The sequence below is a fragment of the Arcicella sp. LKC2W genome, from assembly GCF_034931005.1.
Lineage (GTDB): Bacteria > Bacteroidota > Bacteroidia > Cytophagales > Spirosomataceae > Arcicella.
The window spans coordinates 204,153-229,845 of sequence record NZ_JAYGIN010000015.1 but is presented as its reverse complement, the minus strand read 5'-3'; the positions used below and the strand labels follow the sequence as shown (position 1 = coordinate 229,845).

At 36.0% G+C, this 25,693-nt stretch carries 20 protein-coding genes; 14 read left to right on the top strand and 6 right to left on the bottom strand.

Annotated features, from left to right (window positions below; all coding sequences use genetic code 11):
- Window positions 1-209: 209 nt before the first annotated feature.
- The 3 genes from VB796_RS13990 to VB796_RS13980 all read right to left on the bottom strand — a co-directional run bounded on the left by VB796_RS13990 (window position 210) and on the right by VB796_RS13980 (window position 1,832).
- Window positions 210-722 (bottom strand): DinB family protein, encoded by a 513-nt coding sequence (locus tag VB796_RS13990; protein ID WP_323347181.1) that lies wholly within the window; start codon window positions 720-722, stop codon window positions 210-212.
- Window positions 723-916: 194 nt separating this feature from the next.
- On the bottom strand, window positions 917-1,366 hold the full coding sequence (locus VB796_RS13985; protein WP_323347180.1) for a GNAT family N-acetyltransferase: 450 nt from the start codon (window positions 1,364-1,366) through the stop codon (window positions 917-919).
- Between the two features lies 1 nt (window position 1,367).
- The gene (locus VB796_RS13980; RefSeq protein ID WP_323347179.1) at window positions 1,368-1,832 is read right to left on the bottom strand and encodes a DinB family protein; all 465 of its coding nucleotides are present in this window, start codon (window positions 1,830-1,832) and stop codon (window positions 1,368-1,370) included.
- A gap of 382 nt (window positions 1,833-2,214) precedes the next feature.
- On the opposite strand from VB796_RS13980, the gene VB796_RS13975 reads away from it, so the two are divergent.
- From VB796_RS13975 to ilvN, 6 genes are all read left to right on the top strand, one after another.
- Window positions 2,215-2,775 (top strand): GNAT family N-acetyltransferase, encoded by a 561-nt coding sequence (locus VB796_RS13975; RefSeq protein WP_323347178.1) that lies wholly within the window; start codon window positions 2,215-2,217, stop codon window positions 2,773-2,775.
- 99 nt (window positions 2,776-2,874) lie between these two features.
- Entirely contained in the window at window positions 2,875-3,429 is a 555-nt protein-coding gene (locus tag VB796_RS13970; protein ID WP_323347177.1) for a DinB family protein, read from the top strand.
- Window positions 3,430-3,992: 563 nt separating this feature from the next.
- Complete coding sequence (ilvD, locus tag VB796_RS13965) at window positions 3,993-5,681, top strand: dihydroxy-acid dehydratase (protein WP_323347176.1); 1,689 nt, start codon at window positions 3,993-3,995, stop codon at window positions 5,679-5,681.
- A gap of 140 nt (window positions 5,682-5,821) precedes the next feature.
- Window positions 5,822-7,132, top strand: a complete 1,311-nt coding sequence (locus VB796_RS13960) for a hypothetical protein (protein WP_323347175.1) — start codon at window positions 5,822-5,824, stop codon at window positions 7,130-7,132.
- 108 nt (window positions 7,133-7,240) lie between these two features.
- Entirely contained in the window at window positions 7,241-8,983 is a 1,743-nt protein-coding gene (gene ilvB, locus VB796_RS13955) for a biosynthetic-type acetolactate synthase large subunit (RefSeq protein ID WP_323347174.1), read from the top strand.
- Between the two features lie 154 nt (window positions 8,984-9,137).
- Window positions 9,138-9,668, top strand: coding sequence for an acetolactate synthase small subunit (gene ilvN / locus VB796_RS13950; protein ID WP_109743873.1), 531 nt, complete (start codon window positions 9,138-9,140; stop codon window positions 9,666-9,668).
- 116 nt (window positions 9,669-9,784) lie between these two features.
- Here the strand turns inward: ilvN and ilvC are convergent, their stop codons facing one another.
- Window positions 9,785-11,269 carry a ketol-acid reductoisomerase gene (gene ilvC, locus VB796_RS13945; protein ID WP_109743876.1) on the bottom strand — a complete coding sequence of 495 codons (1,485 nt, stop codon included), beginning with the start codon at window positions 11,267-11,269 and terminating at the stop codon, window positions 9,785-9,787.
- Between the two features lie 276 nt (window positions 11,270-11,545).
- On the opposite strand from ilvC, the gene VB796_RS13940 reads away from it, so the two are divergent.
- Window positions 11,546-12,418, top strand: a complete 873-nt coding sequence (locus VB796_RS13940) for an AraC family transcriptional regulator (RefSeq protein ID WP_323347173.1) — start codon at window positions 11,546-11,548, stop codon at window positions 12,416-12,418.
- A 65-nt stretch (window positions 12,419-12,483) separates the two neighbouring features.
- Here the strand turns inward: VB796_RS13940 and VB796_RS13935 are convergent, their stop codons facing one another.
- Entirely contained in the window at window positions 12,484-13,293 is an 810-nt protein-coding gene (locus VB796_RS13935) for a DUF4405 domain-containing protein (RefSeq protein WP_323347172.1), read from the bottom strand.
- 192 nt (window positions 13,294-13,485) lie between these two features.
- On the opposite strand from VB796_RS13935, the gene VB796_RS13930 reads away from it, so the two are divergent.
- From VB796_RS13930 to VB796_RS13920, 3 genes are all read left to right on the top strand, one after another.
- Window positions 13,486-14,010, top strand: coding sequence for a collagen-like protein (locus tag VB796_RS13930; RefSeq protein ID WP_323347171.1), 525 nt, complete (start codon window positions 13,486-13,488; stop codon window positions 14,008-14,010).
- A 171-nt stretch (window positions 14,011-14,181) separates the two neighbouring features.
- Entirely contained in the window at window positions 14,182-15,615 is a 1,434-nt protein-coding gene (locus VB796_RS13925; RefSeq protein ID WP_323347170.1) for a hypothetical protein, read from the top strand.
- 198 nt (window positions 15,616-15,813) lie between these two features.
- Window positions 15,814-16,890: a M12 family metallopeptidase gene (locus VB796_RS13920; protein ID WP_323347169.1), complete on the top strand. Its 1,077-nt coding sequence runs from the start codon at window positions 15,814-15,816 to the stop codon at window positions 16,888-16,890.
- A 48-nt stretch (window positions 16,891-16,938) separates the two neighbouring features.
- On the opposite strand, the gene VB796_RS13915 is transcribed toward VB796_RS13920, so the two are convergent.
- A complete protein-coding gene (locus VB796_RS13915; protein WP_323347168.1) occupies window positions 16,939-19,608 on the bottom strand; it encodes an MGH1-like glycoside hydrolase domain-containing protein in 2,670 nt (889 codons plus the stop codon).
- A gap of 546 nt (window positions 19,609-20,154) precedes the next feature.
- Here VB796_RS13915 and VB796_RS13910 point away from each other — a divergent pair.
- The 4 genes from VB796_RS13910 to VB796_RS13895 all read left to right on the top strand — a co-directional run bounded on the left by VB796_RS13910 (window position 20,155) and on the right by VB796_RS13895 (window position 25,692).
- Complete coding sequence (locus VB796_RS13910) at window positions 20,155-20,442, top strand: YHS domain-containing protein (protein ID WP_323347167.1); 288 nt, start codon at window positions 20,155-20,157, stop codon at window positions 20,440-20,442.
- 194 nt (window positions 20,443-20,636) lie between these two features.
- Complete coding sequence (locus VB796_RS13905) at window positions 20,637-21,899, top strand: aminotransferase class I/II-fold pyridoxal phosphate-dependent enzyme (protein WP_323347166.1); 1,263 nt, start codon at window positions 20,637-20,639, stop codon at window positions 21,897-21,899.
- A 293-nt stretch (window positions 21,900-22,192) separates the two neighbouring features.
- Window positions 22,193-24,376, top strand: coding sequence for an FUSC family protein (locus tag VB796_RS13900; RefSeq protein ID WP_323347165.1), 2,184 nt, complete (start codon window positions 22,193-22,195; stop codon window positions 24,374-24,376).
- A 74-nt stretch (window positions 24,377-24,450) separates the two neighbouring features.
- Entirely contained in the window at window positions 24,451-25,692 is a 1,242-nt protein-coding gene (locus tag VB796_RS13895) for a NupC/NupG family nucleoside CNT transporter (protein ID WP_323347164.1), read from the top strand.
- Window position 25,693: the final 1 nt, after the last annotated feature.

Sequence of the window (25,693 nt, the reverse complement as noted above, 5' to 3'; positions counted from 1 at the left end):
TGTTGGAAAACAGTCGCTTGTGTAGCAATGATATTTGTGGGGTTAGCAGTTGCTATTTTTGATGGTGACATTCATAAAATGTAAAATATTCTGAACAGTTTTGATAGATTTGGTCTTTATCATTTCGTTCAAATTGTTTATCAGATTGTATATTAATAACCTAAAAGGCGAATGGAATACATTCGCCTTTTTCAATTTCTGGCACTCCTTCAACTGAGTTGAAATAATATCGCTTTATAATGATGCAAGGTATGATAAATCGTAAAGTATAACATTTCTCGAAGTGTCAATTTGCCTAAAAGTGGATGTGGTAAGAGATATTTATCTAAATCTTCTTCCGAAAATTCATCAACCTTTTTCAAAAATGTATCATTTACCGTTCTAAATTGCTTCAATAATTCGTCCTTGTTGATGTCTTCTTCTTTGGGAGTAAATTGCCCAGTAGGAACATTTCCTTCCGCTAATTTTTGGTGATATTTCTCCACCATTTCTTCATAATTTCTTGGACTTCTGTTCAATTTTCCAAAAAATAACAGAGCAAAATTGGGTAAGGTGAAAGCTAAATTTAATGGTTTCACCGAGAGAATCAAGTGCTGGATATTTTGGGCAGCCGACCATTTTTCTTTTTTTTGGTAGAAAATATCGATTGCTGAGTGATTTATAGAGGTTTCAACAATATTGAAACCTTCTGAAAGTTTTTGGATAATTTCTTGTTTCGTCATGTTTTGAATGGTTTTGGAATTAAAAACTGGGCAAATTCAAAGAACTCACCCAGTTTATACTATTAATCATTGTATAAAATTTTGTAAATCAATCTGATTTAAGAATGTTTTGCCAAACGATTGTTTGGTAAAAATGCCAAATGATTTTGAATAAAGCAAATTTTGAAAGTAATACTTTTGTAAGGGGTTGATTTTTAGAGGAATGATTGTTGTTCTGAGGAGTTGCTGAAATACAGTGTGAAAGAATCTTCACTTTCTTCAATCATCACAAAACCTAAATTTTGATAAAACTGAATAGCTCTTTTATTAACTTTCAAAACCTCCAAATGTATTTCAGAATGTTGTTTTATTAAATCTTGAAGAATGATTTTACCAATTCCATTTCCTTGAAATTGCTTCAAAATCATGATATTTGCCAGAAAAATATGGTCCTCACGATTTTCTATTTCGAGATAACCAATACCTTCTTCGTGCCGTTCAATAATTTGGAAATGCTCTTTTTTGTAGTGTTCACGATGAAATTCATCTTGGGCTTGTTCGTTCCAACCCCAAAGCATTTCGAGATATTCGTACAAGGCATTTTTCTTGGTTTTGTAAGTCAAATCAAGGTCGTTGTCAGTCGCTTTTCGTAGGGAAAAAATCATGTTAAATAGTCACTCCTATTTGTCTGAGATGATGGTCGAGGTGGCGAACATAGTCATTGGCAACAAATTCAAGTGTAACCAAATCATCTTTCAGCATAGGAGTTGTTGCACTGCCCCAATTGGTGATAGTTTTGTAATTTTCAAGAGGTAAATTGCTTAAGATTTGACAAAAATGTTTATTCAATAACACCCAAAAACCAAGTAAATCTTTTGAGTCATAGTTCTGATAATCAGCCGCTTTAACCCATTCGTTTTGATGATAAATAATATGTGCATTTTCCTGATATTGTCCAACAACCATTCTACGGATATTACTTTGGGCTGAATCAATTAAATGCCCTAAAATCTCTTTTTTAGACCAAACTTCTGGATTGCTTTTGGCTTGTAAATCTTCTTCTGAAAGTGTAGAAATATAGGAATTTGCTAATGAAATTCGATTGTTTAATAGATTGATTACTTCGTTCATATTCGTAAAATTTTGTGCTACAAACTTACACTATTTTCACTTCTTTGGAGTTATTTTGATTTACAGATTGAAGTCTGTCGAATTACCTTTGTTTCAAAAAAGTATATTTATAAATTTACATAAGCCTCAAATTATGGGATAATTCCTATTTGGAGAGGAATAAAAAATCGGAACTATCTACAATTTGTCGCAGAATAAAATTAGCCCACAGATTGTACTGATTCAACGGATTTACAGGGATAAATTTAAAGGAAAGTCAGTGTAAATCTGTTTTATCTGTTCTATCCGTGGTCTAATTTTGTCTTGCTACAAATAGTAGATAATTCCGTAAAAAATCAATCAATTTAAGTACAATTTTCATTAAAAACTATCCATTAAATTTATGAGTGTCATTTTCACGACCATAACGACAGACCGAGAAATCCAACAATTATTGGATTTGCAACAAGTAAATTTGACGAAAAATATCTCCGAAGACGTTGCCAACGACCAAGGATTTGTTACCGTAGTTCATAATTTTGACCTGCTTTCACGCATGAATCAGGCTTATCCGCAAATTATTGCTAAAGACGGCGACAAAGTGGTGGGTTACGCTTTAGTAATGCCCGAAAGTTTCAGATTTGACGTTCCAGTGTTGACCGCCATGTTTGAAATGTTGGACAAATTGGAATACAAAGGCAAACTGATAAAAGATACCAAATACTACGCAATGGGGCAGATTTGCGTAGCGGAAGGCTACCGAGGACAAGGTATTTTTGATGGACTTTACGCCAAACATAAAACCGAATTATCCGACCATTTTGAGCTTTGCGTAACCGAAATTGCCAAGCGAAATCTCCGTTCATTGGCGGCTCATAAACGAGTAGGTTTTGAAATTATCCACGAATATTTTGATACGACTTATCCAGAATTATGGGAAGTGGTGGCGTGGGATTTTTCGTAAACAAACATAAAACACTATAATCAATCGCTGACCCTGATTTGCACTCAGGGTCGTTTGGTTTAGCGTCTTTGACGCATTTTAAACACTAAAATCAACTGCATGAAAATCTCCAGAAATACCCTCTTAAAAACTCTAACAGCAGGATTAATTACCATCCCAAGTTTTGGAAAAAAGCAAATTGAAAAAGACCTTTTGGGTTTTAAAGATGAATTTGCAACCGCTTGGAAACGCTCGGAGGAATATACGCTGACAATTTTCAACCAAATGCCCGAAGAGAAATTGGAGTTTCGTTATACTCCCGAGTCGTTTTCGTTCAGAACGCAATTTGTGCATTGTATCATTTATACGGCTATGCAATTGTCTGGGCGTTTAAATATTCCCAATCCTTACGAGAAAACGCCACCGTCATTTTGGGCAAAATTATCAAAAGCTGATTTGGAAAAGGAACTTCAACAGTTTTACGCTTGGGTTATAACGGTGGTCAATGCTACCAAAGCTGAACAATTGCTAAAACCCGAAGATTATGCGGGAGGAAGTTTGCCCGTTTGGCGTTTTTTCTATGCTATGGAAAACCACATCATTCATCATCGTGGACAAGCAATTTGTTATTTACGACTCAACGAAATTATTCCAGAAGGATACGTTGGTTGGTAGTTTGTAGCACGGGAATCTTTCCCGTGTATCTTCATCCAATGCACAGAAAAGATTCCTATACTATACAAAAATGAATTTTGCGAATTTTCGCTAAATGTAATTTTCTAAAATTCGCAAAAATATTTTCTCTTGAATCTGTCCTTTTTTGCAAAATAAAAGATAGTAAATTTAATTATTTAAAGAATTATCTTTTGAATTTTATGCATAATTCAAAAAATAATCATTGGCGAAAGTGTGAATTGGTAAAATATTATTTGGTTTTTCTTTGCAATTAAGAAATAAACTCCTGTATATTTGTTCAGTATCGAATAATAATATAGCGAATTTTCGCTGTTAAATAATATGATTAATTTAGATGCTTCAACATGGTTTAAATATTATTGTAGTCCTAATTCTGCTCTGCTAAAAAGTTAGAGATAGGCTTTTATATATCATTAAAGACCTTTCTCTATCCGAGGAAGGTCTTTTGTTTGAACTGTAGGACAGGTTTCCAACCTGTCAATTGCGTCCTGACAGGTTGAAAACCTGTCCTACTATTAAAAAAACTATCAAAACAATCAATCATGAGTACTGAAAATCAACTTAACAAATTCTCTCGTACACTTACTCAAGAAGTTACAAATCCTGCTGCAAAAGCGATGCTTTATGGTATCGGTCTGACAACAGAAGATATGCAAAAAGCCCAAATTGGTATCGCCAGCACGGGTTATGAAGGAAATACTTGTAATATGCACTTGAACGGACTTTCGGTTCATGTCAAAAAAGGTATTCAAGATAATGGAATGGTTGGTTTGATTTTTCATACCATTGGCGTTTCAGACGGAATGACTAACGGAAACAACGGAATGTCATATTCTTTGCCTTCTCGTGATTTAATTGCTGATTCAATCGAAAACGTAGTGGGTGCTCAATGGTACGACGGCGTAATTGCCGTAGTGGGTTGCGACAAAAATATGCCAGGAGCCATGATGGCAATTGCTCGTTTGAATCGTCCTGCCATGTTAGTTTATGGTGGAACAATTCGTTCAGGAGAATACAAAGGACAAAAATTAGACATCGTTTCTGCTTTTGAAGCTTTAGGAAAGAAATTCGCAGGAAATATTTCAGACGAAGATTACGAAGGTGTTATCAAAAATGCCATCCCAGGAGCAGGAGCTTGTGGAGGTATGTACACAGCTAACACAATGGCGAGTTCGATGGAAGCAATGGGTTTGACTTTGCCAAATTCATCATCGTATCCAGCAACGCACGAAGGCAAAAAAGCTGAATGTTTAGCGATTGGGGCTGCCATGAAAAATATGTTGGAGAAAAATATTCTTCCACGTGAAATCATGACTCGCAAGGCATTTGAAAATGCTATGACGGTTGTAATGGCAATGGGTGGTTCAACCAATGCTGTTCTTCATTATTTGGCAATTGCTCGTGCAGCGGAGGTTGATTTTACCTTGAAGGATATTCAAGCAATTTCTGACAGAACGCCTTTAATCGCTGACTTAAAACCTTCTGGAAAATACTACATGGAAGATATGTTGGCAATTGGTGGAGTTCCTGCGGTAATGAAATACTTGTTACAAGAAGGTTTATTACACGGTGATTGTATGACGATTACGGGTAAAACCATTGCTGAAAATTTAGCAGAAGTTCCTGAGTTGAATTTTGAAACGCAAAAAATAATTGTGCCATTAACAAGTCCAATCAAAGCAACGGGTCACTTACAAATTTTGTACGGAAACTTGGCTACTGGCGGAGCAGTCGCAAAAATTACAGGAAAAGAAGGAGAGAAATTTGAAGGAGTTGCTAAAGTTTGTGAATGTGAAGAAGAAGTAATTGAGTTTTTGCAAAAAGGCGAAATCGTGGAAGGACAAGTAATTGTAATTCGTAACGAAGGTCCAAAAGGTGGGCCAGGAATGCCAGAAATGTTGAAACCAACTTCGGCAGTAATGGGAGCAGGTTTAGGAAATAAAGTAGCCATGATTACTGACGGACGTTTCTCGGGTGGTACGCATGGTTTTGTGGTTGGACACGTTACGCCAGAAGCTCAAGTAGGTGGAAATATTGGTTTGGTAAAAGACGGAGACTTAATCACCATTGATGCTACCAATAATATTCTTCATGTACACGTTTCAGACGAAGAATTGGAAGAAAGACGTAAACTTTGGAAACCAATCGAGTCGCCATTTAAGCAAGGTGTTTTGCGTAAATACGTGAAAAATGTAAGCTCTGCGAGTGAAGGTTGTGTGACGGATTTATAAGAAAATATCGTTTTCTCGATTGGTTAAAATACAGAATTTTGACCAATCGAGATGATCTAAGATGGAATAAACTGCTTAATGAGTAGATAAAATAGATTTTATAAATGGGGGTAAAATCGAAAAAATTAAAGATGAAATTTATGAAATTAATTAATTCAAGCATTTTTACTGTATTAGAAATTACCATTTTTGCCTCATTAATTTCATACTTATTTGTTAACCAACTCAACATTCCAACGATTGATGAATGGGAATTGGCGGGTTTTGTCAAACATTATTATGAAGGAACGCTCAGTATTTCAGTTTTAAATGCTCCTCATAACGAGTGCAGAATGTTGTATCCTCATTTGATAAATTTGTTCATTATCTTAATTAGTAAATGGCAGTCGTTTTATCTGGTTTCGTTCAACATGGTACTCTTGTTTGGATTTTACTTGATTTTTAAGCGTAATGTTTTTAGTTTTTTAAGCTCAAAAAGTACCATCAATCATATCGTTTTAGTGATGTGTATGGTGATGATATTTTCATTTAAGAATTATGAAGGCATTATTTCTGGATTTATTCTATGTCATTATTTAATGATTTTTGCTACGTTTTTATCATTGATTATTTTGCAAAAAATTACATGGAGAAATGTCTTGATTAGTTGTTTATTGGCTCATATTGCTACTTTATCTTATGCAACGGGCTTCCTGACGTGGGTGTGTATTCTTGCTATAATTATATTAAATAGCTTAGAAATAAAGAATAAAATTGGTTTTATCTTATTTGTTTCGCTGTGTATGACGCTTCAAGTATTTTTTTACTTTAGTGATTATCATTCGACCAGTGTTTTGACGGAAAGAACTTTAAATCCCTTAAAAATCGTTCCTTATTGTTTGAGTTTTCTTTCTAATAATATTACATCAAATAGTACGTTGGGAATTATTTTTTCCATTGGGCAATTTATCTCAATTTTTGGAGCAACTTACCTGATTTTCAAATTTGACAGAGAAAAATTAAAGCATTTAATTCCTTATTTGATATTTGGATTGTTTGGTGTTTTAATTAGTTTGATGACCGCCTACGGGAGGGCATCGGAAGGTGTTGAACAAAGTTTGGCGAAGCGATACTGTATTTTGAGTTTACCTTTTACGTTATTATTCTTTGTGTCAATACTCATCCATTTTGAATACTTAAACCGTTGGAATAACTTAAAATTTGTTAAGAATGCTTTTTTATTATCAGTGTTGGCTTTTTTCTCCTATTTAGTTTTTACACAAGGACGATACATTAAGTTGGCAAATGAGAAAAATACGGATATTCTTACTGCCAAAGAATTGGTTTTGCAGTCGGATTACTCAAATATTATGGTGAAAAATTTCATTTATCCATATCCAGAAAGATTAAAAAAACACGTAGAAATTTTGAATAAATATAGATTTAGTTTGTATTATTCTGGGAGTTTGTAGGCAATGCAGTTGGGTGAAATTTTAGGAATCATCCACAACCAGAAAAGTAAAATTATCAAAGACACAAAACCACAAGAATAAAAATTATTCAATTAAAAAATTAACAACATGGCAAACACACAAACCATGACCGCAGAAGCGACCACAATCGAACCTCCCAAGTTTTTATCGGGAGCTCAAGCCATCATGCAATGTTTGGTAGAGAATAATGTAAAAACCATTTTCGGTTATCCTGGAGGGGCAATTATGCCAACTTACGATGCCCTCTATGATTATCAAGACCGTATTAAACATATTTTGGTTCGTCACGAACAAGGTGCTGGACACGCTGCCCAAGGGTATGCTCGTATGACAGGGCGTGCAGGGGTTGCGATGGTGACATCTGGCCCAGGAGCAACTAATTTAATGACTCCCATCGCTGATGCTTTGTTGGACTCAACACCAATGGTTTGTTTGGTTGGTCAAGTAAAAGCTAATTTATTGGGAACAGATGCTTTCCAAGAATGTGATATTATTGGTATGTCGATGCCAGTAACTAAGTGGAATTATCAAATTACAGATGCCGATGAAATTCCAGAAATCATGGCGAAGGCATTTTATATTGCCGAGTCTGGTCGTCCAGGCCCAGTATTATTGGATATTACTCGCACCGCCCAAGCAGATTTTATGACAAAACCATTTGTCTATAAGCCTTGTGATGAAATTGTAAGTTACCGTCCGAGATATATTCCGAAGCAATCACAAGTTGAGGAAGCTGCCAAATTGATAAACTCGGCTCAAAAACCATATATTTTTGCAGGTCATGGTATTTTAATTGCTAATGCTCAGGATGAATTAGATGCCTTTGCTCGAAAAGCCGATATTCCAGTAGCTACTACACTTTTGGGAATGTCAGCATTGCCCCATAATCACCCAAATTATATTGGTTGGTTAGGAATGCACGGAAACTATGGAGCAAATGTTTTGACAGACGAAGCCGATTTAATCATTGCCATCGGAATGCGTTTTGATGACCGTGTAACGGGTGATTTGGCTAAATTTATCAGTCAAGCAAAGGTTGTTCATATAGATATTGACCCTGCAGAAATTAACAAAAATATCGTGGCAACTGCACCAGTTGTAGGTGATGCCAGAGAAGCACTGAAAGCCCTTTTACCATTAATCAAAGAACGTAAGCATACCGAATGGATTGCAGAATTCAAAAAGTATGATGAAGTAGAATTTGAGAAGGTTTCTAAACGTGATTTATTCCATGATGGCGACCAAATCAAGATGGGAGAAGCCGTTGCGATGCTTTCTAAAAAGACAAAAGGTGAAGCCGTTACGGTAACAGACGTTGGACAACACCAAATGATTGTCAACCGCTATTATGAGTACATGAAACCAAATTCGTTGGTGACATCAGGTGGTGCTGGTACAATGGGATTTGCCCTTCCTGCTGCTTTTGGGGCTAAAGTTGGAGCTCCCGACCGTGAAGTAATTGCCTTAATTGGTGATGGCGGTTTTCAAATGACAATTCAAGAATTGGGAACGATTGCTCAAAGTGGTTTACCTGTAAAAATCATCATTTTGAATAATAATTTCTTAGGAATGGTTCGTCAGTGGCAACAGTTGTTTTTCGAGAAAAGATATTCATTCGTAGAACTACAAAACCCTGATTTTATTACCATTGCCAAAGGTTTTGGTATTGATGCTCACAAGGTTTCAGACCGTGCTGAATTATCGGGAGAATTGGATAAAATGTTGGCAGCTAATACGCCATACTTGTTAGAAATTGTTTGTGAGAAAGAAGAAAACGTATTCCCAATGGTTCCTGCTGGTGGAAGCGTGTCGAGTATTCGTTTGGAATAATAATTTCGATAATATGTAGGGGCGTATCGGATACGCCCGATATTAGTTTGGGCGTATCCGATACGCCCCTACATACTAAGTTATCTAATATTTTCTTAAAGTAGAAAGAGCAAAATTGATTTTAGGTTAAATTTATTGCTCCGTAATCAAAACAATGACAACATACACATTATCCATATTCACCACCAATACCATTGGTTTATTGAACCGTATTACGATTATTTTTACTCGTAGAAGGTTAAATATAGAGTCCTTAACTGTTTGTGAAACCGAACGTAAGGGCGTTTCTCGCTTCACCATCGTGATTCGTCACGAAAGTCGTGATGCTGTTGAGAAATTAGTACGTCAAATCCGTAAAGTGGTTGATGTTTTAGCCGTTTTCGGGTATCTTGACCACGAAATTGTATTCAACGAAATTGCTCTTTTTAAATTAGCAACTCCACTTGGAGGAACGCCATTAGACATCAAAGAAATCAACCTCGACTGGAACGCAAAAGTTGTTCATTGGGGACTTGATTACGTAGTAATTGAAAAGAACGGAACAGAAGCAGAAATTTCTGAATTCTACCAATACATGAAAAATTGGGAGATTTTGGAATATTTAAAATCAGGAAGAGTAGCCGTTGGAAAAACCGAAAAAGGCTTGGTAGAATATTTGCCAGAAGCGGATTGGGAGACGGTTTAGCCTTTATTCAGCTACAATAAAAAAATCCTGTAAATCTTCAAAGTTTACAGGATTTTTGTTTAGGAAGCAGTGACCAACAAACGTTAATCACTGTTTTCTGATTATTGATAACTGAATTACGCTACCGTAGCAATTGCTTTCATAGCACCCATTGCCTGACGTAATCTGTCACCAACTTTCTCAATTGAATGGCTACGAATTGCTTTATTTACTGCGTTTAATGTTCTGTTATCTACACCGTTATCTTTTCCTTCGTTGAAGTTTTTACCAACGATGTCAGTCTCAACTTTCGTCATGAAATCAGCTAATAATGGCTTACAAGCGTGGTCGAATAAATAACATCCGTATTCAGCCGTATCAGAAATTACTGAGTTCATTTCAAATAATTTTCTACGTGCAATTGTATTTGCGATAAGTGGCGTTTCGTGTAATGATTCGTAGTAAGCAGATTCTTCAATGATTCCTGATTCTACCATTGTTTCATACGCTAATTCAACACCTGCACGTACCATTGCAACCATCAAAAGACCGTTGTCAAAATATTCTTGTTCTGCAATTTTAACCGCTCCAGCAGGTGTTTTTTCGAATGCTGTTTCGCCAGTTGCTGCTCTCCAAGTCAATAAGTTTTTATCGTCGTTAGCCCAGTCTTCCATCATTGTTTGCGAGAAATGACCGCTCATGATATCGTCTTGGTGCTTTTGGAACAACGGACGCATAATCGTTTTCAATTCTTCAGAAATTTCAAATGCTTTGATTTTCGCAGGATTTGAAAGTCTGTCGAACATACCCGTAATACCACCTTGTTTCAATGCTTCCGTGATAGTTTCCCAACCGTATTGGATTAATTTTGAAGCATATCCAGCGTCGATTCCTTTCTCAATCATTTTGTCGAAACAAAGGATTGAACCAGTTTGCAACAAACCACAAAGGATAGTTTGCTCACCCATTAAGTCAGATTTTACTTCTGCCACAAATGATGATTTCAATACACCCGCACGGTGTCCACCTGTACCTACGCAATAAGCTTTTGCGTAATCCCAACCTTTTCCTTGTGGGTCGTTTTCTGGGTGAACGGCAATCAAAGTAGGCACACCAAAACCACGAACATATTCAGCACGAACTTCTGAACCTGGGCATTTTGGAGCAACCATAATAACTGTTAAATCTTTACGGATTTGCATTCCTTCTTCAACGATGTTGAAACCATGTGAATAAGAAAGCGTAGCATCTTGTTTCATCAATGGCATTACCGCTGAAACAACCGCTGTATGTTGTTTATCTGGCGTAAGGTTGATTACTAAGTCAGCCGTTGGAATTAATTGCTCGTAAGTACCAACTGTGAAATTATTTTCAGTAGCACTTTTCCAAGATTGTCTTTTTGCGTCGATAGCTTCTTGACGGAGAGCGTAAGAAACGTCTAAGCCAGAATCACGAAGGTTTAAACCTTGGTTAAGTCCTTGAGCTCCACAACCTACTACCACAATTTTTTTACCTTCTAAAGCTTTAACACCGTCAGCGAATGCACTGCTATCCATGAATTCACAAACGCCTAATTGACTAAGTTTTTCTCTTAATGAAAGAGTATTGAAATAATTTGCCATTATTTTTTGAGTGATTTTGTTAAGTATTGTCTGCCGTGTTCCCCACAGCGAAATTTATAATGTAAAGTTCATCAAAAACCATTGAAATATTGTGGTAAATAATCCTTAATTTTAGGTAGTTATGATGGGTAATGAATATTTTGAATTTTACTATTTATATTTAATTGATTGTTTTACAGTCTTTTATGTAAAATGTTAATTGTGAAAATATTTATAAAAATATACTTTCGGTGGAAAAATCACTCAATCATAAATCACCCAATCACTAAATTATTCATGCAATCAATCCCCGTTTATAGCATAGACAAGTTCAATTCTAAAACCGAAAATACCATTCAGTTTCAGATTGAACCTTTTGATATTCACCGAAATTTTAAAGTGACTTATCCGCATAGGCACGATGATTTTTATGAGATTCTTTTCATCACACAGGGCGAAGGCGTTTATACGATTGATATGCAGGATTATGTCATTAAGCCTTACACCATTTTCTTTGTTTCACCAGGGCAAATCCATGAATTAGTATTATCCGAAGATGTGCAGGGCTTTATTTTCCTGTTTACTTCGTCGTTTTATCATTTCAATAAAACTGACCCTTACAAACTTTTTGAGTTGCCATTTTTCTATAATTTAGCCCAAGAAACACCGCCTCTTTATTTAGAAAATGAAGCAGAAAGGCAAAATTTTATTGACCTTTTTAAGAAAGCAATCCAAGAAAATTATTTAAAATTAGCTGATAATGAGGAGGTTATTAGGGCATTGTTGGATTTAGTGTTGATTCAAAGTAAACGGATTTACCCTGTTCATGTTACCGAAGAATCTACCAATAAAGGACGTATTTTAGTGAAGCGTTTTAAACAATTAATTGAAGAAAAATGTCAGGAGAATTTGTCAGTGAAGGAATATGCAGAACTCTTGAAAATTACATCGAATCACCTGAGTGAAACCGTGAAAAATATCACAGGAAGAACTTCAACTGATTTAATTAATGACCGCATGATAATGGAAATTAAGCGATTATTAACCCATACAGATTTGGGCGTTTCGCAAATTGCATATCAACTCAATTTTGCTGACCAATCTTATTTTTCAAAATATTTCAAAAAGTTGACGAACCAAACGCCAGTAGAGTTTCGTAAAAATTTGTAGTGGCGTATCCCATACGCCAGTCACCCAATAATCAGGTCACTGGCGTATGCAATACGTCACTACGGCTATAAAATCTCTACTAATCCACTCTTAATCAATGAATTATCTTTAGAAGATAATTTTGAAATTCCTCCACTAACTTTCGCTTCGTAAACTTCTGTTTTGTCTTTGCTTTTTACTTCCAATAATACATAGAAAGTCCCTTTGGCAGTCGTTTTTGAATTAACCACAAAGTTTTCGTGTGGCGTATCTTTTTCTGAAAGAGGTAATTTTGATGTAGTTTTTGCCTGCCAAGTCGGAAGTGATTCTGGTTTGAAATCAGAAAATTCAAATTTACCTTCTCTCGCTTCTTCTTCGCTTTTGGGAGCTTGGGCTTCTTTGGCAGGAACGTACAGATTTTCTACAAATTTATGCGTTGAATCTTCCACCCAAATGGCTACAACGGGCATTTCTGTCTCCTTGTTTTTCTCTACTAAAACTCTCAATGCTGTTCCCTTTGAGTCTTGATTGGTTTTTATTTCTTCAAAAGATAATGCCTCAGGACGTTGTCTTTTCTTAGCAAAAACTCTCCCTGCTTCTGCTATTGGTTCAAATACTTCAGTAACACTTCCAATGAGTACAATACCAAAAATTGCGGAAGCTACTATAAGTTCTTTCTGAATTTTTCCTGATTTTCTTTCTTTAGAATAGCCTGTAATTGATGACCAATTGTTGACAATGTGAAAAATAGCAAAGCCGATAAAAATCAAACCAAAAATGGTATGAGTGATTTCGGCAGCGTGAGATTTCTGTTTGATGTAAAGTAAAATACCCGTGATGGCAATAGCCAAAAAGGCAAATGCAATGGTTAAGCTAATAATGTTCTTGCTTTTCATGTTTTCGATTAAATGTGGTACTAACAAATTTAAAGAATTTATCTGATTGTGTTGAAAGGTAAACCGTTAAATCAGTAAAGTGACCGTAAAATCAGAAGTTTATAGAGGGTATTTTTTTATAATAGTTCTTTGCTATCGCTTAGTCAATGTACTTGATGAGCATCTATTGTTTAACATAAAAATATAGAAAACATGAAAACAACTACAAGAATTTTCGGATTAGCATTGATAACTATGGCTGTTATCTTAATGAATGCCTGTAAAAGTGAAAAAGGCGATGTTGGACCTGTTGGTGCAACGGGAGCGACAGGAGCAACGGGAGCTACTGGTGCAACAGGACAAACTGGTGCGACAGGGACAGCGAATGTTCAATATTCAGATTGGATTACTGTTAGCTTTATTGGTTCTGGAACAGTATATACAGCGGTTGTGGCTGCACCAAAAATTACGCAAGAAGTTTTGGATAAAGGTATCGTGTTAAGTTATTATAACAATGGTTCAGGTGTTTATTCAATAAATGCAGCCTCTGGTAGTTATACGCTTATACAAGGGCTGACAGTTGGTAAAATCACTTATACCGCAAATCAAAATTTCAGTAGTGTCAAGTTTCGATATGTAATTATTCCAGGCGGCGTAAGTATTGGAAATGGACGTATCCAGGAATTGAAAAGTAAAAGCTACGTAGAAATTAAGGAAATGTTTAATATCCCTGATTGATGTTTTGGGTGTTGCGAAAAATGTAATAATTATTTGATTGTCAGGACTTTTATGAGGTATTTAAACCATTAACTCAATAATGATACCACATAATAAGAAAAAGTATTTCTGCATTTAAAATGTATTTACGTTTGTCTTGAAATTTTTAAACAATCTAAACACTCAATAAAAATGACACAGGATATTATTTTGTATTGGAATGAGGTGGCTCTTGAGGCGAATAAAGTAAGTCATACCTCTGGAAAAGATGGAGCTATGGTTAATGGTCCAACGCTTAGTTCTCGGGCATTAGCAATTATTCATTTAGCAATGTATGACGCTTATGTTGGAACAAGTGGTTCGTTATTAACGAGTTATACTGGTACGGCGGGTATTGTAGGTGCTTCTGTCAGTGCAGCGGTTTCTGCGGCTGCTCATGCTACCTTGACTTGCCTTTTTCCTACTCAGAAGCCTTTTTTCGAACAAAAACATAAGAAAGCAACAATAACAGGGACTACTGCTGAAATAAACGCTGGTCATAAGTATGGACAGGACATTGCTAATAATATTTTGTTTTTAAGAAAAGATGACCCAGATGCAAAAGATAATGATTATTCATCTTATCCAAGTCATGGAACGCATCGTCCAGACCCAATCAATGTAAATCAAGGTTATCATGCTCCTTTTTATGGACGACGTTCTGATTTATTTGCTTCGTCAATGCGTTACGAATTGGATAGCCCTTCAAGTCCTTATGAAACAGACCCTAATTACCAAAAAGCATTAAAACAAGTTAGGGGAAAAGGAATCGCCGCTGAATTGATGGGGACTTTACCCACTACTTATTCTAAAAGAACGGTTGATGAAACCCTTATTGGTATTTATTGGGGATATGATGGTGCAAAAGAGTTAGGTACACCGCCAAGATTATATAATCAGATTATTCGAGAAATTGCAAAGGAACAAAATAATACGCTTGAAGAAAATGCTCATTTGTTTGCTCTCGTTAATGTGGCAATGGGTGATGCAGGAATTTTAGCATGGGAACAAAAGTATCGTTATAATTATTGGCGACCAGTGTTAGGCATAAGAGAACACGATGATTCGATGGGCCCTGTTGGTACTGGAAAAAGCAATATTGATAATGATTGTGATCCACTTTGGTTGCCACTGGGAGCTCCAAGTACAAATGAGAAAGGTAAACCAAATGGTACACCCAATTTTCCTGCTTATCCATCTGGTCATGCCACGTTTGGTGGAGCAACCTTTGAAATAGCGAAACAATTTTATGATTGGAAAGGTAAAAACTTACAGCCAATGTTCGATACAGTAGCTTTTGTTTCGGAAGAATTTAATGGAGAAAGTTTTGATAATAATGGTGTAGTAAGACCCAAACATTATCGAAAATTTTCAGATGGTTTTGACCAAATGATTGCAGAAAATGGTTTTAGTAGAATTTACCTTGGCGTTCATTGGTCTTTTGATGCTTTCGCTTTAGGTAGTGATGGTAAACCAGACTTATCTCAAAATATTGGGGGTGTTCCTTTAGGAGTTAATATTGCTAATGATATTTTTAATGGAGGTTTAGGAATTAGAAAATCAACAGTTAAAGGGGTAAAACCTTAATGAGTTTTGTAAATAAATTGCGGAACTATATACTTATTAATGCAAAACCGCTGACGGGGTGAAAAACCGCCTTCAGGGTTACGGAAGAAGACCCTGACGGCGGTTTTTCACCCCGTCAGCGGTTAATTTGGGTCAAATTTGCATTTGCATTTTTAAGTACATAATTCCGATAAATTGTAACCTAAAATATTTATGAAAATGTCAATTCAAGAAGAAGTTGAAGAACATCCAAAACATAGCTTTTGTTCTTTGCCCATGATAGCCCCAAGAGTATTTGATGAATTTGTCAATAAAGAAAGAGCCAACGTTATTATCTCAGTTGGTTCTAAATGGGCGAATGGGACGATTTTGAAGTATTATTTTTTTCAAAATGATGAACCTTCATGGAAAGGATCACCTCAGCAAGAACAAGTCGTCAGAAGTGCTTTCGATGTTTGGAAAAATGTAGGTATTGGTTTAGTTTTTAAAGAAGTTAATAGTCCCGAAGAAGCTGATATTAGAATCGGGTTTATGAGAGGTGATGGTTCATGGTCTTATGTTGGGCGAGACATTTTTAACCAACCCGTAAATGAGAGAACAATGAATTTTGGGTGGGATATTTCACGAAATGCCAAAGAAATAGATACTGCTATTCATGAAATTGGACATACGCTTGGTTTTCATCATGAGCATCAAAACCCCAATGCGGGTATTGTATGGAATGAAGAGGCAGTTTATGGTGCTTTAGGTCAGCCGCCCAATAGTTGGAGTAGAAATACAACTTTTTATAATATCATTCGTAAAATTAGCACTACGGAAGTAGCAGGTTCTACTTGGGATCCTAATTCTGTAATGCACTATCCTTTTGAAAGAGGTCTAATTAAAGAACCTGCCCTATACCGAAATGGGTTAACTCCTGCGGGTGGGCTTTCTGATAAAGATAAAGAATATGTAAAATTTTTCTATCCACCTCTTAATCAAGATAGTTATACTAAAATTTCTTTGTTAGAATCAAAACCCATTACCGTAGGAAGCGGAGAACAGCAAGATTTTATATTTAGGCCGAAATATTCCAAAAAATATAAAATTCAAACTTTTGGAAATATGGATACGCTGATGGTTTTGTTTGAGGAATCTACCAAAGATGACCCAGAGTATCTGTCTGGCGACGATGACAGTGGCACAGAAAATAATACATTTATTAAATTGAGATTATTGAAAAATCGTAAATATATTATTAGAGTAAGAGTGTTATATAGAGGAGGAGATGGGAGTGGAGGAATTGTAATTTCTTAATGTAAAATAAAATGGGGTTATGTATCAAATACATAACCCCATTTTATTTTACAACATATCCTTCACAACTGCTTTCTTCTCTCTCGAAACTGTCAGAATTAACTCGGCTATTAAGCCTGTCCAACCTGTTTGGTGAGCGGCTCCGAGTCCTTTTCCTGTGTCGCCATCAAAGTATTCACTGAATAAGTATAAATCTTTGAAATGTGGGTCAGATTGTAGCTTTTCGTACTTTTCATACATCGGACGTTTACCTTTTTCGTCCTCTGTAAATAGTTTTATTAACCTTTCGGAAATACTCAAGGCTGCATCTTTAATGCTTACCATCATTCCAGAATCGGTTGGATATTCTACCTCATAGTCATTTCCATAATATGCTTGGAATTTTAATAATGAGTCAATCAACAAGAAATTCATTGGGAACCAAATTGGTCCACGCCAGTTTGAATTTCCTCCAAACATACTTCCTGTTGACTCGGCAGGCGTATAATCTACTCGTAAAATATCATTGTTCACTCGGAATTGATAAGGATTTTCGAGGTGATATTTTGATAATGAACGAATCCCGAAATCTGATAAAAATTCACTTTCGTCAAACATTCGTTTCATAATCATTTTCATACGGTGTCCACGCAAAATGGCAAGTAATCGGTTTTCTCCTTTTCCTGATTCGTACCAACGTGAAATTAATCCTGCTAAATCAGGGCGGTTATTCAATACCCATTCTACTCTACGACGGAAATCTGGAAGTTTTTCTAACATTTCGGGCGTTAAAACTTCTACCGCAAAAAGTGGAATTAATCCAACCATCGACCTGATTTTCAATAACATACTTTTACTATTCGGTAAATGTAGCATATCGTAATAGAATTGGTCTTCTTCGTCCCAAAGGCTAATGTCATCGCCACCCAATGACTGCATCGCTCCTGCAATGTGCAAAAAGTGCTCAAAGAATTTAGAAGCCATATCCTGATAAACAGGACGTTCCAACGCAATTTCACAGGCAATTCTTAGCATATTTAAGCTATACATAGCCATCCAACCTGTTCCATCGGCTTGTTCCAAGTGTCCGCCCGTTGGTAAAGTTGCCGAACGGTCAAAAACTCCGATATTATCCATTCCCAAGAATCCACCGCCAAATACGTTATTGCCACCTTCATCTTTTAAATTAACCCACCACGTGAAGTTGAGTAGTAATTTATGGAAAATTCTTTCTAAAAAGGCAATGTCACCTTTACCGTTTATTTCTTTATCAATTTCATAAACCTTCCAAGTTGCCCATGCGTGTACAGGTGGATTTACATCTGAAAATGACCATTCATAAGCAGGAATTTGTCCGTTCGGGTGCATATAATATTCACGCAAGACAACTGCCAATTGACGCTTGGCAAAATTGGGGTCAACACGAGCCAATGGTAAAGTATGGAAAGCCAAATCCCAAGCGGCAAACCAAGGATATTCCCATTTATCGGGCATCGACAAAATATTGGCAGCATACATGTGCCTCCAACCTGCATTTCGCCCATACTTGCGGTATCCAGAAGGTTCAGGCATCGCTGGGTCACCTTTTATCCATTCATTGACATTATAATAATACCATTGTTTTGTCCACAACATTCCTGCATACGCCTGACGCTGAATTTTTAATAACTCAGGGTCTTTGATGTCTTGCTGAACTTCTTCATAAAACTGATTTCCTTCACGAATTCTTTTATCCATCGTGTCCTCGAATCCTCCGAAAGGCTCAAGAATAGAATGGTCAACCAAACGCAAACGTACCGTTACACTTTCTCCTGCTTTTACGATTTTTTCATATTTTGCCGAAGCCTTCGTGCCAATATTATTTGGATTAACTGCTTTTGCATCTCCTTCTACGACGTATTCATTGATGCCATCTTTGGTGTAAGGAGAGAAATTGGCCGCACCATAAAGACGTTCAAAATTACTTTCATTCTCGGTAAAAAGTAATTCATCAGCTCCTTCACAATACAATTTGAAATGCCCAACAACTTTATGGTCAATTTCAACGGCTTTGTTGGATACCCCCCTCATCATGGGTTTATACTTGAAGTTTTCATAACCCCAGCTCCACGTATTTCTAAACCAAACAGTTGGCAGTAGCGTTAGAGGAGCATCTTTAGCACTACGGTTGTGAGCCGTTATTTTGATTAAAATATCTTGTTCGTCAGACTTGGCATATTCGATAAAAACGTCAAAATATTCATCTTTATCAAAAATTCCTGTGTCAAGTAGCTCATATTCAGGCTCTAATCTTGAACGTTTACGGCTTTCGTCAACCAATTTATCGTAAGGATAAGCATTGATTGGATACTTGTAAAGCATTTTCATGTATGAGTGCGTAGGCGTTGAGTCGAGGTAATAATACAACTCCTTTACGTCTTCACCATGATTAGATTCGTTTCCTGTCAATCCAAAAAAACGTTCTTTCAGAATATGGTCATTATGATTCCAAAGTGCTAAAGCAAAACAAATATGTGATTTATTGTCTGAAATTCCAGCGATACCTTCTTCACCCCAACGATAAGCAACAGAGCGTGCCATATCATGCGAAATGGCATTCCAAGCATCTTGACTTGGTGAATAATCCTCTCGGACAGTTCCCCATTGACGTTCCGACAAATATGGTCCCCATTTTTTCCAACCCTTATTATCTTGACGAGTGTTTAATCTAAGTTTCTCTACACTAATAATTTTACTCATATTTTCTTTATATAAATGGCAATTCAGAAAGCCTTATTTGAATTATTTATGAATGGTACAAATTTCAGAATATATTGCAATATATTGCAATTTCTGTTTTTAAGTTTGCAAAAAAAAGCAGACTATAATTCAAATTTAATTAAAACACTCGCATCACCAACCAAACGAGTATAATAATTACGCAAAAAATATAATCTTTTTGCCAACTTCCTCATTTGCATAATAACTTTGCAGTCTAATTTTAAAAAAATCAATGACTTCAAAAAAATACTTCTTGTTGATTAACATTGTCATTAATGAACGTCAAAATGATAAGTAATAGGACACGATAAAACACTATTTTGAGATTCGGTAAGTCATTGATAATCAAATTTATGGTACTCGTAAATCGTCATTGTACTTACTTGTATCTAAGTTGTTCTTCGTTATTCTATTGTTCAATAATTTTTGGACATATTTTTGTCTCCGAACAATTATATTAAATAAAACTCAGGCACTTACTACTTAATCCATTAGAAATTAGGCAGTTCACTAATAAATTATATCATGAAAAAGATTATCATCACTACATTTTGTACATGGGGTTTACTATTTGGAATTTTTGCTCAACAGGAGGGAAAATCGAAACAATTAGGCAAGGTAAAAAAATCGAAAACGGTAAAAAAAGTAGTTGTACAGACTCTGAAAGAAGATACAACCGACCCTATTTGTAAAATGGCTGTTCCAAAAGGAGCAAAACAAGTTTCGATTTATAAAGGAAAACAAGTAGGTTTTTGTAGTATCGTTTGTAAGGAAATGTTTGATGAGAATCCTAAATTATACGGAAGTCATTAAGATTAAATTGACATTTTGTTTAAGATGTAATGGGTTGATAATCAGTATTTTTACTTATTATGTCCCACTTAAATAGATAATTCAGCCATTTGTGTATCCCTTTACTCATTCGTGAAGATTTTTGTTGTTTTGGGAGTTATTATGATTCATATTTGGTGTTGCAATTGTGCAACGCCAACCTAAGTAAAATTTTTATGAATCACTTTCCGCCCCAAGTGAGACAAATGCAAGACATTATGTCTCACGCAAAATCCCTTGGAATACTCCACGGGCATTTTTCCGATTACCAATTAAATGGACAGACAATTAATCTTAATGGACAAGACCTACATCATTTCGCCAATTGTAGTTATCTTGGGCTTGAGCTTGACCAACGTCTAAAAAATGCTGCAAAAGATGCCATTGAACGATATGGTATTCAATTTTCATCCTCCAGAACCTATCTCGAATCGGGACTTTATGAGGTTTTAGAAGATAAACTTGCCCAAATTTTTGGAAATCCTGTCATTGTCGCCCCCACGACGAGTTTAGGACACATTTCTTGGATACCCAATGTTGTACATAAAAATGATGCCGTCATTCTCGACCATCAAGTACACCGCAGCGTTCAGAATGCCACCATGATTGCGAAGGCAAACGGAACCCACGTTGAGCTATTACGCCACAATCGAATGGATTTATTGGAAGACCGAATTATTGAACTTTCAAAGAAGTTTCGTAAAGTTTGGTATATGGCAGACGGTGTATATTCTATGTTTGGAGACGTAGCACCGATGCAAGAATTATACGATTTATTGAATAAACACGAACAATTTCACCTGTACGTAGATGACGCACACGGAATGAGTTGGGCGGGTAAACATGGACGAGGTTTTGCCCTCAGTAATGTGGACTATTATCATGAAAAAATGTGCTTGATTACCTCTATTAATAAAGGTTTTGGGGCAAATGGCTCTGCAATGATTTTCTCTGATGAAACTCAGAAAGCAATGATAAAAAATGCAGGTTCAACATTGATTTTTTCTGGCCCTGTTTCTCCTGTAATGTTGACCGCAGGAATTGCTTCGGCTGATATTCACTTGAGTGATGAAATTTATGAGCGTCAGAATAGATTAACAGGATTGATTAAACATTTTAACCAAACTGCAACCGCTTTAGATTTGCCTTTGGTTCGTCAAGATATTACACCAATTTGTTATTTAGCCGTTGGGGCAAACCCGCTTCATTGTGTAGAAATTGCTCATGGTTTGCAACAAGACGGTTATTTTGTTAATGTATCGTCTTTCCCAACTGTCCCTCTGAAAAATTCGGGGATGAGAATTACACTAAATACCAATCATACCGAAGAGGCAATTACAGGTTTGTTAAACTCTCTGAAATACAGAATGGACGAACGAGAAATTGTTACAGAGGAAGTACTGAAACCGTTTGTGAGTAGAGATTTAGTAGTGGCTTAGTACACTGTTTAATAAGTTATTTCTACTTTCGGGAAGTTGATAAACAATGTACTTAGTTAGGTATTAGTGTTGGCTCATTATTAATCAAGTTGGTCAATCATAAACTGATGTATATGAATGTGCTGATTAATTGGAAACTTAAATAATAACAACTAAATCCTAAAACCTAAAAATAGGGTAAGTAAATGGCTCAATTCCATTTGTTTGCCCTATTTTTTGTGTAAAGAAATCAACCTTGCATGATTTTTTCATGTATCTTTGGAAAGAGTCGTTTTGAAATTTCTGATAAAATAATGTCAATTAATCCTATACATAAAACCTCAAATACTATTAAAAGTTTTGTGCTGAGTCCGTACTTTGGTGATGGACTGCGGATAACTTTTGGGGTAGTGCTTCCGAGTATTGTGCTGGCACAATTTGATTTATTAAAAACAGGAATCAATATTTCATTAGGGGCATTATGTGCCAGTATTGCTGATACTCCAGGACCCATTACGCATCGTCGAAACGCTATGTTTTTTACGACGGGTTTGGTAACAATTGTTTCATTAATAACAGGATTGGCCACACTTTCTGTTTTTTTAACCGCTTTATTAATTGGAGGGTTAAGTTTCTTATTTTCAATGTCTTATATCTATGGAAACCGTGCTTCGTCAATCGGAGTGGCGGCTTTGTTGGTAATGACTTTGGGAATTGATGATATTAGACCTTTGCCCGAAATTGTCATTTATTCTCTTTTTATCGCTTTCGGAGGACTTTGGTACACGGCCCTGAGTTTGTCGCTATACAAAATTATGCCTTACCGTTTAGCGACATTATCCTTAGCAGAATGTGTGATGGAAATAGCTGATTTTATGCGAATAAAAGCAGGGTTTTATCACGCAGGAATGGACTATGACGAGAATTATAAGAAATTAATCGAAGCTCAAATAACCGTCAATGAACGTTTGGATGCGGTCAGAGAGCAGTTATTTAAAAGTCGTGAAATTGTAAGAGAAAACACCCAAGAAGGACGTTTTTTGCTTGTTGTTTTTGTGGATATGGTCGATTTGTACGAACAAATTATTTCTACTTTTTACAACTATCAAAAACTCCATAAGCAGTTTGACCATACAGGAATTTTGAACGATTTTGAGGTAATTCTGACGCTTTTGTCTCAGCAAATTGAAGAAATTGCCTTTTCGCTAAAAGACGGAACAAAACCCAATTTTGATTTAAGTTTACCCCGAAAAATTCAAGATTTGAAATTAGCTATCGAAGCACTTGCTCTCGAAGGCGATGAAATGAAAGAAACAGCCGTTTTTTCAAGTACAGGTTTACAGGCACTTAAAAATATTGAAGTAAATGTTGAAAATATCTTCCTCAGAATCAAGAAGATAAAAGGCTACTTTAAAGAAAAGCAACTCAAAAAATTAGGTAGAAATGAAATAAAGACCAATTCATTCACTTCGCACCAAGAATATGAATTAGACACTTTCTTTGAAAATCTAAACCTGAAATCTGAAAACTTTAGACATGCTCTTCGTGTTTCGGGCATGATGCTGATTGGGTTTATCATCGCCCAATCGTTCAATTTTCTGCATAGCAATTGGATTCTCTTGACCATTATGGTGATTATGAAACCCGCTTATAGTCTTACCAAAGAGCGTAATCTTGACCGACTTATTGGTACCGTTTCGGGGGCATTTATTGGTATGATGATTCTCAATTATGTCACCAATGACTACTGGCTTTTTGCCATTTTGCTATTTTGTATGTTAGGAACGTATAGTTTTCAACGCAAAACGTATTTGGTAAGCGTGGTATTTATGACACCATTTATTCTCATCCTTTTTGATTTTTTGGGAATGGGAAGTCGGGCATTGATGATTGAACGAGTTTATGATACACTTATCGGCGGAGGTTTAGCTTTTATTGGCAGTTACGTTTTATTGCCCAATTGGGAACATGAGAAACTTAGAAAGACATTGGGTGAAATGTTAGAAGCTAATTTGGCTTATTATCACCAAGTTACACAAATGTATTTTGGGGAAGAATACGACCGAGTTCCGTATAAAATTATCCGAAAAGAAGTCTTTGTTCGAAGTGCTAATTTAGCTTCAGGCTTTCAGCGAATGTTTTCTGAGCCAAAGCATAAGCAATTAAGTATCAATGAAATACATAAATTTTCTGTATTGAATCATTTAATGTCGTCCTACGTGGCTACGCTTGCTTTATACGCCAAAGAGCATTTTGAAGAATTACCTGATTTTGAAGAGTTGAAACGAATCGCTCAAAACACTGAAAACATGATGAATGAAGCCATCAAAATTATCGAACAAAGTGAATTTGTGGCAAAAGAAAATATCCAGATTTTAAAATTAAAAGCCACTTCCGAACCCGATGAAGAAAGCAAAATTGTCATTCCAGAGCAATTTATGAATCTTCAAAAAGTAGCTTTTGATATTTGTAAAATTTCGGAGCGGATTCGGTTGTAAAAAAAAACTGTTATCTTTAACCTTTCATCTAATAAACAAAAACCACTTTTATCTTTAGTATCAACCCTTCACGTATGGAACGTTTCACAGGACTCATTGGAATTGTATTGATTTTGGGCATCGCCTATTTGATGTCAAATAACCGTAAAGCTATTAATTTTCGCACTGTTGGTATGGGCTTGGCTTTGCAAGCTGGTTTGGCCGTTTTTATCTTAAAAACCTCAGTTGGTGCAGTTATTTTTTCAACGTTGGGGAATTGGGTTACTCGTGTCATTAATTTTAGTAATGAAGGGGCAAAGTTTGTTTTTGGACCTTTGGCAGACGTTCCAGCCGTATCAAAAGCTTTTGATGGTGGAGGTTTCATTTTCTTCTTTAACATTATTCCAACTATCATTTTTGTAGCCGTTTTAGTAAATATTTTTTATCATTTAGGCGTAATTCAAGCCGTTGTGAAAGTATTGGCAAAAGGAATGAAATTCTTAATGGGCGTAAGTGGTTCAGAAGCACTTTCTAATATTTCGAGTGCTTTTGTGGGGCAAGTTGAAGCTCAAATTATGATTAAGCCTTATCTGAAAGGAATGACGCTTTCTGAGTTAACAGCTTCAATGTCTGGTAGTTATGCTTGTATTGCTGGTGGTGTAATGGCTACTTATATCCAATTTGGCGTACCTGCCGCATATTTGATTGCTGCCAGTATTATGGCTGCTCCAGGTGCATTGGCAATTTCAAAAATCATTTATCCAGAAACAGAAGAATCCGAAACGAAAGGAATTGTAAAATTAGAAGTCAAAAAAGAATATACAAACCTGATTGATGCCATTTCAGCAGGTTGTTCGGATGGACTAAAAGTAGGTTTAAATGTATTAGCCATGCTTATCGGTTTCTTGGCTTTGATTGCTCTTATCAACTTTATTTTTAGCAAAGTAGGTGGTATTTTCAATTACACAGATTTTAGTTTAGATACCCTTTTAGGCTATTTATTTGCAGGTTTTGCTTGGTGTATGGGTGTACCGAAAGAAGAAATTGTACAAGCAGGTTCATTGATGGGAACAAAATTGGCAGCCAATGAATTTGTGGCATATTTGAAATTATCACCCATGATTCAAGCTCATACGCTTTCTCCAAAAACAATCGCTATTGTAAGTTTTGCTTTGTGCGGTTTTGCTAATTTTGGTTCTTTGGGTATTCAAATTGGAGGTATTAGTGCATTAGAACCAAGTCGCAGAAAAGACTTAACAAAAGTGGCAGTTCGTGCTTTAATTGCTGGAACATTAGCAAGTTATATGTCAGCTACTTTGGCGGGGATGTTGTTTTAAT

Bases quoted from the DNA above. Each gene is read 5' to 3' on its own strand.
- VB796_RS13915 (WP_323347168.1), bottom strand. From the start codon at position 19,608: ATGAGTAAAATTATTAGTGTAGAGAAACTTAGATTAAACACTCGTCAA.
- VB796_RS13905 (WP_323347166.1), top strand. From the start codon at position 20,637: ATGAATCACTTTCCGCCCCAAGTGAGACAAATGCAAGACATTATGTCT.
- VB796_RS13900 (WP_323347165.1), top strand. From the start codon at position 22,193: ATGTCAATTAATCCTATACATAAAACCTCAAATACTATTAAAAGTTTT.
- VB796_RS13940 (WP_323347173.1), top strand. From the start codon at position 11,546: ATGCAATCAATCCCCGTTTATAGCATAGACAAGTTCAATTCTAAAACC.
- ilvC (WP_109743876.1), bottom strand. From the start codon at position 11,269: ATGGCAAATTATTTCAATACTCTTTCATTAAGAGAAAAACTTAGTCAA.
- VB796_RS13990 (WP_323347181.1), bottom strand. From the start codon at position 722: ATGACGAAACAAGAAATTATCCAAAAACTTTCAGAAGGTTTCAATATT.
- ilvB (WP_323347174.1), top strand. From the start codon at position 7,241: ATGGCAAACACACAAACCATGACCGCAGAAGCGACCACAATCGAACCT.
- ilvN (WP_109743873.1), top strand. From the start codon at position 9,138: ATGACAACATACACATTATCCATATTCACCACCAATACCATTGGTTTA.
- VB796_RS13895 (WP_323347164.1), top strand. From the start codon at position 24,451: ATGGAACGTTTCACAGGACTCATTGGAATTGTATTGATTTTGGGCATC.
- VB796_RS13975 (WP_323347178.1), top strand. From the start codon at position 2,215: ATGAGTGTCATTTTCACGACCATAACGACAGACCGAGAAATCCAACAA.
- VB796_RS13910 (WP_323347167.1), top strand. From the start codon at position 20,155: ATGAAAAAGATTATCATCACTACATTTTGTACATGGGGTTTACTATTT.
- VB796_RS13985 (WP_323347180.1), bottom strand. From the start codon at position 1,366: ATGATTTTTTCCCTACGAAAAGCGACTGACAACGACCTTGATTTGACT.
- ilvD (WP_323347176.1), top strand. From the start codon at position 3,993: ATGAGTACTGAAAATCAACTTAACAAATTCTCTCGTACACTTACTCAA.
- VB796_RS13930 (WP_323347171.1), top strand. From the start codon at position 13,486: ATGAAAACAACTACAAGAATTTTCGGATTAGCATTGATAACTATGGCT.
- VB796_RS13920 (WP_323347169.1), top strand. From the start codon at position 15,814: ATGTCAATTCAAGAAGAAGTTGAAGAACATCCAAAACATAGCTTTTGT.
- VB796_RS13925 (WP_323347170.1), top strand. From the start codon at position 14,182: ATGACACAGGATATTATTTTGTATTGGAATGAGGTGGCTCTTGAGGCG.
- VB796_RS13980 (WP_323347179.1), bottom strand. From the start codon at position 1,832: ATGAACGAAGTAATCAATCTATTAAACAATCGAATTTCATTAGCAAAT.
- VB796_RS13935 (WP_323347172.1), bottom strand. From the start codon at position 13,293: ATGAAAAGCAAGAACATTATTAGCTTAACCATTGCATTTGCCTTTTTG.
- VB796_RS13970 (WP_323347177.1), top strand. From the start codon at position 2,875: ATGAAAATCTCCAGAAATACCCTCTTAAAAACTCTAACAGCAGGATTA.
- VB796_RS13960 (WP_323347175.1), top strand. From the start codon at position 5,822: ATGAAATTAATTAATTCAAGCATTTTTACTGTATTAGAAATTACCATT.